The organism is Rhodanobacter fulvus Jip2 (assembly GCF_000264315.1).
Lineage (GTDB): Bacteria > Pseudomonadota > Gammaproteobacteria > Xanthomonadales > Rhodanobacteraceae > Rhodanobacter > Rhodanobacter fulvus.
Genome location: NZ_AJXU01000028.1, coordinates 298557 through 311733, shown reverse-complemented (window position 1 = coordinate 311733; position 13177 = coordinate 298557). Strand labels below are relative to the sequence as shown.

Here is a 13177-nt window from a genome sequence, read left to right as displayed (position 1 = left end):
CCAGCGGAGATTCAATGAGCTTGGCGCGACAGGGAGTCAGCTTCTTGATGGTCGGACTCGGTCTGTTGACCGCCGACTGGGCGGTGTTCGTGGTGTTGACGGCGCTTGGCACGCCGGCCCCGGTGGCCAATGTTCTTGGCCGCATAACCGGTGCGCTGCTGGGTTTCTGGGCGAATGGCCGCTTCACGTTCGGCACACCCGACACCCGGCTCGGCCCCCACCGGTTTCTGCGCTTCCTGGCCATGTGGCTGCCGTTGACCGCGCTCAGCACCCTTTTGGTCACGGCGGTGGAAGCGAAACTCGGCTTGCAGATGGCATGGCTGGCAAAGCCCGCGGTCGAGGCCTGTCTTGCCGTCATCAGCTTCGTCGTTTCACGCCATTGGGTGTATCGGTAAACGCGGCGCCGCGGTTCAACGTCTTCGCCGGTTGATGCGTCGACGCCATCGTCGCCATGCAGCGGGCAAGCTGCATGCACCAAAGCAACGGAACACGTGCCAATGACAGAACAACGCGATCCGACCGATCTGGACTATCTCACCTGGGTGGCCGAGGGCAGGGCAGCGATGGTGCCCGCCGACGTCAGCGCCCGTCTGCTGGCAGCGGGGCTTCTGGTGCAGACCGGTCGCGACAAGGTCGATCGCCAACGGTTCGAACTGAGCCCGGACGGGCTGGACCATATCCGTTCGAGCGATCAATGACGGACCGAGCCGACTTGCTTGCGAGGGTCGGCAGCGCGATGACCACCCGCCCGATCCCCAGCCGTTCGCGCTGAGCGTAGCCCGCGCAGCGGGCGGAGTCGAAGCGCCATCCACACCATCATGAGAAGGGAATCGTGACCAGGTTGCGCTGCCACGGCAATGCCATGGTTTGCGCCGCGAATGGGCGGCCGCCTCAGCCACCATTGGCGTCTTCATAACCGCTGCGAAAGGTCATCCCGTGAATCGACGCGACCTGCTAAAAAACACCTTGATGGGCGCATTCGCGCTGACCCTCCGCCCCGGCTTGGCCTGGGCAGCAACCGCTGACCAGGCCACCACACAGTTCACCGCACTGGAGCGCAAGCATGGCGGCCGGCTCGGTGTTTCCATCCTCGACACGCAGAGCGGCCACCGCATCCAGCATCGCGCTGGCGAGCGTTTCCTGATGTGCAGCACGTTCAAGTGGCTCGCCGCTGCCGCCGTGCTGGCGCGGGTGGATAGCGGCAAGGAGCGACTCGATCGTCGCGTGGTCTATGGCAAGGACGTGTTGCTGAGTTACGCGCCGATCACCAGCAAGCACGTGGGCGCACCGGGCCTGAGCGTGGCCGACCTCTGCGCGGCCGCGGTGACCTTGAGCGATAACACCGCCGCCAACCTCCTGCTCGCCAGCCTGGGTGGCCCAACCGCGATCACCGCATTCGCGCGCAGCCTGGGTGATGAAACCACCCGGCTCGATCGCATCGAGCCCGAACTCAACCTGGGCCGTCCGGGCGATATCCGCGACACCACCACGCCGGATGCCATGCTGTCCGATCTGCACCGCGTTCTGCTGGGCGACCGGCTTTCCCTCGCATCGCGAGGCCTGCTGCTTCAATGGCTGCGCGAATGCACCACCGGTCTCGACGCCCTGCGCGCAGGCCTGCCCAAAGAGTGGACGGCCGGCGACAAGACCGGCAGTGGTAGCCAGGGCGAGACCAACGACGTGGCCATTATCTGGCCACCCCAACGCAAGCCGCTGCTGGTGACCGCGTACTACGCCGGCTCCCGCGCCGAGCCAGCGGAGCGCAAGGCGGTGCTGGCGGCGGTGGGGCATATCGCGGCGTCGATGTAGCCATCACGATGTTTCCCGGAGGCGTGGCTGCGACCGTCGTTGCCGCATACCCTTGGCCGGATCCGTCCGCTCACGGTCCGGCACGGTGCTCGTTGGCGGTCGGTCGCCTGCCTAGAGTGACGACTCCCCCAACGATGGAGCCGTCCCCATGTCCGATACCCCCGCCTTGCTGGTCATCGACGTGCAGCAATCGTTCCTGCACGCACCGTACTGGCGCGAGGACGATGTGCCGGTATTTCGCGAGAATCTGCTGAAGCTGATCGATGCGGCGGTCGCGCGCGGCTGGCCGGTGGTGCGCATCCTGCACGAGGATGGCGACGCGCATTTTTCCGCGGCATCGGGCCTGGTCACGCCGATGGCATGGGTGCCGGAGGCGCACGACGTGGTCTTCCGCAAGCAGGTGCACAACGCTTTCACCGGGACGCAACTGGAAGCCTGGCTGCGTGAGCGTGGTATTGGGCGGCTGATCATCAGCGGCATCCGCACCGAGCAGTGTTGTGAAACCACCACGCGGGTCGCTTCCGATCTCGGCTTCGCCGTCGATTACGTCACCGAAGCCACGCTGACCTTCCCGATGGTCCACGCCGGCAGCGGCACTCGCTACGATGCGCAGGACATCAAGCAACGCACGGAACTGGTTCTGGATGGCCGTTTTGCCCGCATCTGCACCGTCGATGACGTCCTCGCCGATCACTGAGGTGTGCTTCGTGCTGCCGCCGGACCTGATCCTGCTGGATCTGGCCGGCGCCGCCGACGCCTTTCGCATCGCGGCGGCGATGGGCCTGCCGGTGCGCCTGCGGCTGATGGCGCCGGTGGCGGCGGGCGAGGCGGCACCGACCGCGCTGGGCGTGGGTCTTGCCGGCGTCGAACCGCTGCCGGCGAAGCTGCCCGAGCACGTGTTGATCGTTGTCTGCGGCGCCACCGGCAGCACCGCGCGCCTGTTGTCGTCGGCGGCGGGCCGGACTCTGATCGCCTGGTTGCGACGCCATGTCGTCGCCGGCCGGCCACTGGCCTGCGTCTGTTCCGGCGCGCTGCTGGCGGCGGCCGCCGGCCTGCTCGACGGACGGCGCTGCACCACGCACCACAGCCTGCTCGACGAGCTGCGCCAACTGGCCCCGGCGGCCGAAGTGCTGGACAGCCGCGTGTTCGTGGAAGACGGCGAGGTCTGCACCAGCGCCGGCATCACCGCCGGCATCGACCTCGCGCTGCATCTGATCGCCAAGCTCGGTTCGCCGCGCCTGGCCGTCGCCGTGGCGCGGGAAATGGCCGTCTACATGCGCCGCGCCGCCGGTGACCCGGCACTGTCGCCCTGGCTGGAAGGACGCAACCACATGAACATGGCCATCCACCGCGTGCAGGATGCGCTGCTCAAGGCGCCCGCGCAGGACTGGCCGCTGGCCCGGCTGGCCGACATCGGCCATCTCAGCGTGCGCAGCCTCACCCGCCACTTCCGCGAAGCCAGCGGCATGTCGGTCAACCGCTACCACGCACGGCTGCGCGTAGCTCTGGCGCGGCAGGCGCTGGCCAATGGCGACAACGTGGAGCAGGCGGCCGAACGCGCCGGCCTGGGCTCGGCGCGGCAGCTGCGTCGCTTGTGGGCCGCACATGCTGACGATCTTCCATCGTCGGTGCGGCAACGCGGTTGAGCGCCTGAGGCAAGTTTTCCGACCGCCGCTATCGAGCGTCAGCGCTACCGAGTGCGAAGTCGAAACCCGTACGCGTTGGAAATGCCTGAGCTTCCTTATGCTGCTGCGCTATGCTCAGTCGGAGTTCCGGGGGGAATGGATGACCACGCAACGCTGGCTGATAGCCGCCGCCTTCTGCATTGCCTTTACCGGCTAACACCGTCAACACGCCGCCCGCAACAGGCCGGCGCGACCAACCCGCTCGCCACCGTCGGCCACCTCGCCGGCATCGAAGCCGCCGGCCTGACCGGCGACCAGCGCGCCATCCAAGGCCATGTCGACGCTATGCACAAAGACATGATGCGCTCCATGCATCTGCCCGATCCCTCGCGCCCGATAGACCACGAAGCCGGCCGCGCCGCCGTGCGCCCACTCCAAGGCGTTCAATCCGTCGTGTGGATCGACCGCAGCAACCTGCTGGTGATGGTCGGCGGCGGCCAATACCGCCGCATGGACATCATCGACGATATCCGCCTCGCGTTGGAACCGCTGGGCGACACGTTAGGCGTGGTCGTCAACCTGCAGGACGTGATGGCGACGACGTCGGAAGGCGCGGATACGTTGTCGCGGAACTGCCAGTTGAGGGCAGGGCAGCGGGCGATGTTGCAGCCGAAGCGGCAGGTGGATGTGCTGGATCCGGAGGTCAGGCGAGTGTTTCGGGCGCAGCAAGAACGACGCTAATACCCAAATCAAAAATCAGGCGCCACGAATGCTGCGAACCGACATTTCCCTTGAACTGAACATCGGTTTTGTAGGCTTCTCCGCGGTCACCAGTTCATCCGCTCCAGCGATGATTGCTGTGGCAACGTGAGCTGCGTCCATTGGTGCAATTGAATATTGTGACGCCTGATCTATGGCAATCTTATGAACGGTTTCGTCATACCACACGCGAGAAGCAACTTTAAACCACTCTTCATAGAAGGTCACTTGCTCCGCCTTATGCTTCATGGGCTGCGGAAGAACTTCCAACTCAACAAGCGGACTGAAGACATACTCGATCCCTTCTTGCGAAATTTCAGCAATTGCGCGACGCGCGACATCATCCTCTGCTGCCTTAAGTGCAAGCATTAGTACGCAGGAATCGATGTAGACTTTACGCGTCATGCATCTCGTGCCAAACGAAATTCGTCCATGATATCTTCACTGGCACAGGTCACCATGCCTGCAGAAATTGCAGCTTCGCGGAGCGCAAGTAGCTTAAGGCCAAAAGGACTCAATGACGGGCCGGTAGAGGCGACTTTCTTAATAGGGGTCGCTGGCGACCAAAGTGAACTATTAATTAGTTCAGATGCTGACGTTGACCAAGGCGACTGTGACGGCGCGCTGGGTCGGATCGGAAGCGGGGGCGTCGCTACCGAGCTGTTGACTGCAGCGCCAGGTGCAAATAGCAGCACAGCTGCGGTCACGCTGTTCCTGAGCACGTCTGAAACACATACGTTAGGCATAATCCCCCCTGAATCTGCCGGCTAGACTATAGGCTGATTCTATAGCCATATCTATCATCGTAAGGCTTTCATCAAGCGATGCTTTCGATTCCACATTTTCGTTATAGGATCGACGATTATTGAAGTCTCCAGCTATAGAAATACCCGTAGCAATGCGAGTCTCTTTGGGGAATCGCCCAGATAATGCATCGGCGTCTGGCCACATTGCGACATTGGAGACAACGGTATTGTTGAAATACGTTTCGTCTACGTTGTTCGAAACGCGAATCATGATCTCATTTGCATTGCAAAGGTCGAGGTCAGACGACAGCAAATTGCGCAGTGCGGCCATAACCTCTTCATTGTCGTTCGAATCGGACATTATCTGTAGCTGGGTACCTATGCCGACGAACGATGCGTCAATCTTAATGCGACTAAGCATTTCAAACAGCACATGCGCCCTTCTTTTTAGATAGTCAGCGCATCTTCCTCGCTCGCGCTGCCAATCATCAGAGTAGTTGACAGTGAGCGCCATGGACAACTGGGAAACAGCAATCGTACTAAACCCGCTGACGGCATTGAAGACGATCCGAGGCACTTCTGGGCCCAAGTCGTCGGGGATCGGGAACAACTGTGGGGCTCCGTAGCCACCTGGACAGCCCGCGTTGAGCGCATCTTCCAACTCGTTCGCTGCCCGGCGTATCGTCTGGACCCTCGGAAAATGAACCGAAAAAGAGTGCTGATGCAGTAGAGGGGCAGCGAGCATGTGGTTTCCCCGTTCGCCGAAATGAATATTGACTGTCGGCTATTATCAGTCAGCCTGCGTGTTATGGCTACTCGGTCATGAACAGCCGGAACACGCGCGGCGGTAGTTTTGGCCAGCCTACTGGATACATGCGCTGTGCGGGAAGACTCCAGATTCCTACGGTGTCTTCAGGTTCTGGCTTTTACCCAGTGACTACAACGCGTCCAAGATTCCCGCCGAGCCTATGCCGGTGTCGGTATTCATGGTCACCATGTCGGACTTCTCTTCCTGCGGCGCATGACGTACACCAGCCTGGCGATACACACTGCACCAGTCACAGCGAGCGGATGACCGGGCACGATAGCTGATCTTAAGGGGAAGTCTGCGCGAAGGCTTTCGCCGGAAGCTGGGAGGGAAACTGGGACGGGGGAAATTAGCCGCAGGCATCTTCACATCTCCTGTATCGCCTCGGCACTCAGCTTCACCCCCAGCGCCTGCACGACCTTCATGATCGTGGCGAACTCCGGGTTGCCTTCGGCGGACAGGGCCTTGTACAGACTTTCGCGGCGCAGGCCGGTGTCGCGCGCGAGTTGGGACATGCCGCGGGCGCGTGCAACCACGCCGAGGCTGTCGGCGATGAAGGCGGGGTCGCCGGTTTCGAGGGCGACGGAGATGTACTCGGCCTGGGCTTCGGGGGTGGCAAGGTGTTCGGCGGGGTCAAAAGGGTGGGTTTTGGTACGCATGTTTCACCTCACAGGCTGGCAGCGAGTTTCCGGGCTGCGTTGATGTCCTTGCGCTGTGTGTCCTTGTCGCCACCGCAAAGCAGGATGACCAACAGCTTGCCTTGCTGCACGTAGTAGACGCGATAGCCGGGACCGTAATCGACTCGCAGTTCCTGCATTCCATGGCCGCCGGCTGCCTTGTGATCGCCGAAATTCCCGAACGCCATCATGCGGATGCGCGACGCGATGCGAGCTTTGGCACGCTCGTCGCGCAGGGCATCCAGCCATGATGTGAAAGCGTCGGTCCTTCAAACTTCGATCATGTGCAAACTGTATCCTTTGGGAAACATGCCGTCAACCATGGGATACGCCGCGACCTCGACTGGAGAAGGCGTGGCAAGCGGGTCAGGGCCACTCAAATGCAAACGGCGCCGTATCGCTACGGCGCCGTTGCAGTTTCAGATTCCGGCCTTCGTCGGAATGACGAACGGGCGAATTACAGCGCCTCGAAAATCCCAGCGGCGCCCATGCCGGTGCCAATGCACATCGTCACCATGCCGTACTTCTGTTTGCGACGACGCATGCCGTGCACCAGCGTGGCGATGCGCACCGCGCCGGTCGCACCCAGCGGATGGCCCAGCGCGATGGCGCCGCCGAGCGGGTTGACCTTGGCCGGGTCGAGTTTGAGGTCACCCATCACGGCCAACGCCTGGGCAGCGAAGGCTTCGTTGAGTTCGATCCAGTCGAGCTGATCCTGGGTGATGCCGGTCTGCGCGAGGGCCTTCGGAATCGCTTCCTTCGGGCCGATGCCCATGACTTCGGGCGGGACGCCGGCGACGGAGAAGCCGACGAAACGGGCCAGCGGCTGCAGGTTGTATTGCTTGATGGCCTTTTCGCTGGCGAGCAGCACGGCGCCGGCGCCGTCTGACATCTGGCTGGAGTTGCCGGCGGTGACGGTGCCGCCGAACTGGCCGTTGCGGAATACGGTGCGCAGTTTGGCCAGCACTTCCGCGGTGGTGCCGGCGCGCGGGCCTTCGTCCTGGTCGATGACGCGGTTGTCGGTGGTGATGTCGCGGCTGGCGAGATCCGGGTAGTGGTCATCGAGCTGGAATGGGGTGATCTCGTCCCTGAATTCGCCGGCGGCCTGGGCGGCCAGTGCGCGGCGGTGGCTTTCGACCGAGAACGCGTCCTGTTGCTCGCGGCTGACTTTCCACTGCTTGGCCACGTTCTCGGCGGTGATGCCCATGCCGTAGGCGATGCCGATGTTCTCGTCCTGGAAGATGGCCGGGTTCATGGCGATCTTGTGGCCCATCATCGGCACCATGCTCATGCTCTCGGTGCCGCCGGCGAGCATCAGGTCATCCAGTCCCAGGCGGATACGGTCGGCGGCCATCGCCACCGATTGCAGGCCGGAGGAGCAGAAGCGGTTGACGGTGACGCCAGGCACGGTGTGCGGCAGACCGGCCAGCAGCAGGCCGATGCGCGCCACGTTCATGCCTTGCTCGGCCTCGGGCATGGCGCACCCGATGATGACGTCGCCGATCTGGTGCGGGTCGATACCCGGCGCCTGTGCCATCACGGCGCGGATCACGTGGGCGAGCATGTCATCCGGGCGGGTGTTGCGGAACACGCCGCGCGGCGCCTTGCCGACCGGGGTGCGGGTGGCGGCGACGATGTAGGCGTCTTGCACTTGCTTGGTCATTTGCTTTCTCCGAAAGCCGGGATTCGGGATTTGGGATTCGGGATTCGTCAGAGCGGTTCGACGTAATCCGGATTCTTTCGCGTGACCCGGTATTTCAAATGGTTCGGTGGATGCGTTGAAAACTGCGGTGGGGATTCGGATTGGCGGCTTTGCCGAATCCCGAATCCCCAATCCCGAATCTCAGTTCCTGAGCGGCTTGCCGGTGGTCATGGTGTGGGCGATGCGCGCCTGGGTCTTTTCGGTTTTCGCCAGCTCCACGAAATGCTTGCGCTCCAGTGCCAGCAGCCATTCCTCGTCGACGGTCGAGCCGCGTTCGATCACGCCGCCGCACAGGGTGTCGGCGATGCGGGTGGCGATGTCGACGTCATGCGGCGAAGCGAAATAGCCGGCTTGCAGGTTGGCCAGCGAGGCCTTGAAGGTGGCGGTGCCGACGTCGCCGGCGACCGGGATCGCGCGCTGATACAGCGGTGGGCGGTAGCCGCTTTCGGCCAGCGCATTGGCGACCTGCTTGGCGACGTAGAGCAGTTCGTGGGCGTTGAACACCACCACATCGCTGTCGCGCAGCAGGCCCAGATTTTTCGCCTCGAAGGCGCTGGCGGAGACCTTGGCCATCGCCACGGTTTCGAACACCTTCTTCAATTCCTCGAACGGATCGGCCGGGTTGGCTTTCGCGGCGCGCACGGCCAGCTCGTGCAGGCCACCGCCAGCCGGCAGCAGGCCGACGCCTGCCTCGACCAGGCCGATGTAGCTTTCCAGTGCGGCGACGGTGCGCGCCGAATGCATCTGGAATTCGCAGCCGCCGCCGAGGGCGAGGCCGCGCACGGCGGAAACCACCGGCACCAGCGAGTGCTTGATGCGCATGCTGGTGCGCTGGAAGTTGGCGACCATGTGTTCGAAGTCGTCGAACCTGCCGTCCTTCAGCAGGCCCAGCGCGCCCTTGAGATCGGCGCCGGCGGAGAACGGCTCGGCGTCCTGCCAGATCACCACGGCCTTGAGCTTTTCCTCGGCCACGCCGATCGCGTGCTGGATGCCGTCGAGCACATGGTCGTTGACCGTGTGCATCTTGGTCTTGAACGAGAGGATGCCGATGCCGTCGTCACCCAGCGTCCACAGGCGCACGCCGTCGTTCTCCCACACGGTGCTGCCCTGGTCGAACTTCTCGCCCAGGATCGGATCGGGGAACAACTGGCGCTGGTAGACCGGATGCTGCGAGCGCGGCTTGTCGGCGTTGGCGCTGGCCGAGTACGAGCCGTCTTTCGAATGGACGCCTTTACGGCCGTCGGTGACCCAGGCGGGCAGGGGAGCCTTGCTCATCGCCTTGCCGGCGGCGATGTCCTCATTGATCCAGCCGGCGACCTGCTGCCAGGCGGCGGCCTGCCAGGTTTCGAACGGGCCGAGCTTCCAGCCGTAGCCCCAGCGAATCGCGAAGTCGACATCGCGCGCGGTGTCGGCGATGTCGGCCAGGTGGTAGGCGGTGTAATGAAACAGGTCGCGGAAGGTAGCCCACAGGAACTGCGCCTGCGGGTCGCTGGAGGCACGCAGCTTGCCGAACTTCTCGGCCGGGTCCTTGATAGCCAGGATAGCGGCGACTTCATCGGACGGTTTCTGCTCGGACGGGCGGAAGTCCTGCTTTTCAACATCCAGCACCAGGATCTCTTTGCCGACCTTCTTGTAGAAGCCGCCGCCGGTCTTCTGACCCAGCGCGCCTTTCTCGATCAGCCCGGCCAGCCACACCGGGGCCTTGAAGTATTCGTGCCACGGATCGTCGGGCAAGGTGTCGGCCATGGTCTTGATGACGTGGGCCATGGTGTCCAGACCGACCACGTCAGCGGTGCGGTAGGTGGCACTCTTGGGACGGCCCAGCGCCGGACCGGTGAGCGCGTCGACGGTGTCGAAGCCGAGCTTGAACTGGTCGGTGTGGTGCATGGTGGCCAGCATCGAGAACACGCCGATGCGGTTGCCGATGAAGTTGGGCGTGTCGCGGGCGATCACCACGCCCTTGCCGACGGTGGTGACGAGGAAGGCTTCGAGGCCGTCCAGCACGTTCTTGTCGGTAAGTTTGGTCGGGATCAACTCGACCAGGTGCATGTAGCGCGGCGGGTTGAAGAAATGCACGCCGGAGAAGCGATGGCGCATTTCCTCCGGCAAAGCCTCGGCCAGCTTGTTGATCGACAGGCCCGAGGTGTTGGAGGCGATGATCGCCGTCTTCGACAGGTGGCCGGCGATCTTCTTGTAGAGGTCGAGTTTCCAGTCCATCCGCTCGGCGATCGCCTCGATCACCAGGTCGACGTCCTTCAGGTGGTCGAGGTCGTCGTCGTAATTCGCCGGGATGATCGAGGCGGCCAGCGCCTTGTCGGCCAGCGGGGCAGGCGACAGCTTGGCCAGGTTGGCGATCGCCTTCAGCGCGATGCCACTCTTCGGGCCTTCTTTCGCGGGCAGGTCGAACAACACGGTCTCGACACCGGCATTGGTCAGGTGCGCGGCGATCTGCGCGCCCATGACACCGGCGCCCAGCACGGCCGCCTTGCGGATGCGCAGCGCGGAAGGCGTCGAGGGGGATTGGCGGGGGGATGTGGTCATTGGCTTCTCCGAAAGTACCGACATGAAGTGCCGAGCGAGGTCCTGACTGACGCACCCGGATCTAGGGATGGGTGAGCCCGGCGACGGCGAAACGAATAAGGTGCTGGATGGTTTGTTCGAGATGTGCCCCTTCGCTGACATCCTGCTTGCGCTGGATCATGCCGAAGCCGGACATGGCGTGGGTCAGCGCGCCGGTGACCAGGTCGATGCGCCAGTACAGCTCCTCCTTGCTGAGATGCGGCAGCAGGCGGGCGAACTCGGCGGTGAACTGGCGCATCACGTGGCCGTAGTTCTCGGACAGGAACTGGCGCAGCGAGTCGTCGTGTTCGGCAAAGGCCCGCGCCAATACGCGCATGAACAGGGAGCCGCTATCCTCGTGGGACAGCTTCAGCGCAGGGCGGATGAACGCGTCCAGCACGTCCTCGAGGCGGTCGTTGCCGCTTTCCCGGGCGCTGCCCAGTGCAGCGAGCCGTTGTGCGTTGAGCGTATCCAGTCGACGCCGGAAGACCTGCTCGACGAGCTTGTCCTTGGAGCCGAAGTGGTAGTTCACCGCGGCCAGGTTCACGCCGGCCGCGGCGGTCAGCTGACGTAGCGAGGCGCCTTCGAAACCGCGTTGGGCAAACAGGACTTCGGCGGCGCCGAGTATGCGTTCCTTGGTCGAGCTTGAGCGATTCACGATGGCTTTCATCCGTCAGCGGTGAACAGGCGTTCAAACGATCGTTTGAGCATACGCGGCCCACTTCACGAACGTCAAACCGCCACGCTACTTGCAAACTGCATATGACTTGCGTATGAGCTAGAATCTGTCAGACTTTCCGGGGCTAAACCCTCAATCCTTGTAAGGTTTACGTCACCGCCGGCCGTTCTGGCCGACCCTCTTTATCTTTTTTATCCGTCACCGGAGCAGATTCGTATGGCGCTGGAGCGCACCCTTTCCATCATCAAACCCGACGCCGTCGCCAAGAACGTCATCGGCCAGATCTACGCCCGTTTCGAAAAGGCCGGCCTCAAGATCGTCGCTGCCAAAATGAAGCAGCTGTCGCGCCAGGAGGCCGAAGGCTTCTACGCAGTCCATCGCGAGCGCCCGTTCTTCAAGGCCCTGGTTGATTTCATGATTTCCGGCCCGGTGGTGATCACCGCGCTGGAAGGCGAGAACGCCGTGCTGGCTCATCGCGACCTGATGGGCGCCACCAACCCGAAGGAAGCGGCGCGGGGCACGATCCGCGCGGATTTCGCCGATTCCATCGACGCCAACGCGGTGCATGGCTCCGATGCCGTGGAAACCGCCAAGGTGGAAATCGCGTATTTCTTCGCCGCGACGGACGTCCTGTCGCGCTGAGCGATCCCCTGTTTGTGAGGCATGCGTTGTGAATCAGGTTGTGGCCAATCCACCCGAAAAGGTCAATCTGCTCGACTTCGATCGCCGGGGTCTGCGTGATTTCTTCACGCAGATCGGCGAGAAGCCGTATCGGGCCGAGCAGGTGATGAAGTGGATCTACCACGACCTGGAAGACAACTTCGAAAACATGACCGACGTGGGCAAGGCGCTGCGCGCCAAGCTCACCGAGGTCTGTTACATCGGCGCGCCGAAGACGCTGTTGAACAAGGTGGCCACCGACGGCACACACAAGTGGCTGCTGGGCATGGATTCGGGCAACGCGATCGAGACGGTGTACATCCCCGAGCCGACGCGCGGCACCTTGTGCGTGTCCTCGCAGATCGGCTGCGCGCTCAATTGCGGTTTCTGCTCCACCGGTGCGCAAGGCTTCAACCGCAACCTGTCCACCGCCGAGATCATCGGCCAGGTCTGGGTGGCGGCAAAACAGCTGGGCAATGTCACTCATCAGAACCGCCGCATCACCAACGTGGTGATGATGGGCATGGGCGAGCCGCTGGCCAATTTCGACAACGTGGTCAGGGCGATGCACCTGATGCGCGACGACCTTGGCTTCGGCCTGGCGTCCAAGCGCGTGACGCTTTCCACGGCGGGCATGGTGCCGCTGATCGACCAGCTTTCGGCGCAGATCGACGTCTCGCTGGCGGTGTCGCTGCACGCGGCCAATGACGAACTGCGCACGGAGCTGATGCCGATCAACAAGCGCTATCCGATCGCCGACCTGCTGGCGGCTTGCGATCGCTGGATCGCACGCAAGCCGCGCACCTCGATCACCTTCGAATACACCTTGATGAAGGGCGTCAACGACCAGCCCGAGCATGCGCGCCAGCTGATCAAGCTGATGCGCAAGCTGCCCACCTGCAAGGTCAATCTCATTCCGTTCAACCCGTTCCCGGGCACCCAGTACCAGCGCTCGGACGCCAACGACATCCACGATTTCCAGACGCGGCTGCTCAACGCCGGCGTACTTACCATGCTGCGTCGCACCCGCGGCGACGACATCGATGCCGCGTGCGGTCAGCTGGCGGGGCAGGTGACCGACCGCACCCGACGCAGCGCCGATATTCGCAAGCGGCAGGACGAGGGGGCATTGCATGCGAGCTGAGCGGGTTCT

Annotated in this window: 14 protein-coding genes and 1 pseudogene; 8 read left to right on the top strand and 7 right to left on the bottom strand. The window is 63.2% G+C overall.

Features of this window, described 5'->3' with window-relative positions:
- The first annotated feature begins 14 nt into the window (after positions 1-14).
- The 6 genes from UU9_RS06790 to UU9_RS06765 all read left to right on the top strand — a co-directional run bounded on the left by UU9_RS06790 (position 15) and on the right by UU9_RS06765 (position 4175).
- Positions 15-395, top strand: a complete 381-nt coding sequence (locus tag UU9_RS06790; RefSeq protein ID WP_040670397.1) for a GtrA family protein — start codon at positions 15-17, stop codon at positions 393-395.
- A gap of 102 nt (positions 396-497) precedes the next feature.
- Entirely contained in the window at positions 498-698 is a 201-nt protein-coding gene (locus tag UU9_RS06785; RefSeq protein WP_007080993.1) for a hypothetical protein, read from the top strand.
- 238 nt (positions 699-936) lie between these two features.
- A complete protein-coding gene (gene bla, locus UU9_RS06780) occupies positions 937-1809 on the top strand; it encodes a class A beta-lactamase (protein WP_040670395.1) in 873 nt (290 codons plus the stop codon).
- A 148-nt stretch (positions 1810-1957) separates the two neighbouring features.
- Positions 1958-2506 carry a cysteine hydrolase family protein gene (locus UU9_RS06775; protein WP_007080991.1) on the top strand — a complete coding sequence of 183 codons (549 nt, stop codon included), beginning with the start codon at positions 1958-1960 and terminating at the stop codon, positions 2504-2506.
- Entirely contained in the window at positions 2454-3455 is a 1002-nt protein-coding gene (locus tag UU9_RS06770) for a GlxA family transcriptional regulator (protein WP_237710241.1), read from the top strand. The genes UU9_RS06775 and UU9_RS06770 overlap by 53 nt, the downstream gene beginning before the upstream one ends.
- Before the next feature lie 135 nt (positions 3456-3590).
- Positions 3591-4175 carry a hypothetical protein gene (locus UU9_RS06765; protein WP_237710240.1) on the top strand — a complete coding sequence of 195 codons (585 nt, stop codon included), beginning with the start codon at positions 3591-3593 and terminating at the stop codon, positions 4173-4175.
- Between the two features lie 15 nt (positions 4176-4190).
- Here the strand turns inward: UU9_RS06765 and UU9_RS06760 are convergent, their stop codons facing one another.
- The 7 genes and pseudogenes from UU9_RS06760 to UU9_RS06730 form a co-directional block, all read right to left on the bottom strand.
- Positions 4191-4598: a type II toxin-antitoxin system VapC family toxin gene (locus tag UU9_RS06760; protein ID WP_007080988.1), complete on the bottom strand. Its 408-nt coding sequence runs from the start codon at positions 4596-4598 to the stop codon at positions 4191-4193.
- 333 nt (positions 4599-4931) lie between these two features.
- Positions 4932-5684, bottom strand: a complete 753-nt coding sequence (locus tag UU9_RS06755) for a hypothetical protein (RefSeq protein ID WP_007080987.1) — start codon at positions 5682-5684, stop codon at positions 4932-4934.
- Positions 5685-6112: 428 nt separating this feature from the next.
- Positions 6113-6406, bottom strand: a complete 294-nt coding sequence (locus UU9_RS06750; RefSeq protein WP_007080986.1) for an addiction module antidote protein — start codon at positions 6404-6406, stop codon at positions 6113-6115.
- An 8-nt stretch (positions 6407-6414) separates the two neighbouring features.
- Positions 6415-6678, bottom strand: a pseudogene (locus UU9_RS06745) (type II toxin-antitoxin system RelE/ParE family toxin); the annotation flags it as partial.
- Positions 6679-6881: 203 nt separating this feature from the next.
- Complete coding sequence (locus UU9_RS06740) at positions 6882-8087, bottom strand: acetyl-CoA C-acyltransferase (protein WP_007080984.1); 1206 nt, start codon at positions 8085-8087, stop codon at positions 6882-6884.
- A 180-nt stretch (positions 8088-8267) separates the two neighbouring features.
- Positions 8268-10667 carry a 3-hydroxyacyl-CoA dehydrogenase/enoyl-CoA hydratase family protein gene (locus UU9_RS06735; protein WP_007080983.1) on the bottom strand — a complete coding sequence of 800 codons (2400 nt, stop codon included), beginning with the start codon at positions 10665-10667 and terminating at the stop codon, positions 8268-8270.
- Between the two features lie 61 nt (positions 10668-10728).
- On the bottom strand, positions 10729-11355 hold the full coding sequence (locus UU9_RS06730; protein WP_007080982.1) for a TetR/AcrR family transcriptional regulator: 627 nt from the start codon (positions 11353-11355) through the stop codon (positions 10729-10731).
- A gap of 225 nt (positions 11356-11580) precedes the next feature.
- Between UU9_RS06730 and ndk the strand changes: the two genes are divergently transcribed.
- Both ndk and rlmN read left to right on the top strand, forming a co-directional pair.
- Positions 11581-12006 (top strand): nucleoside-diphosphate kinase, encoded by a 426-nt coding sequence (gene ndk / locus UU9_RS06725; protein ID WP_007080981.1) that lies wholly within the window; start codon positions 11581-11583, stop codon positions 12004-12006.
- A 28-nt stretch (positions 12007-12034) separates the two neighbouring features.
- Positions 12035-13168: a dual-specificity RNA methyltransferase RlmN gene (gene rlmN, locus UU9_RS06720; protein ID WP_007080980.1), complete on the top strand. Its 1134-nt coding sequence runs from the start codon at positions 12035-12037 to the stop codon at positions 13166-13168.
- Positions 13169-13177: the final 9 nt, after the last annotated feature.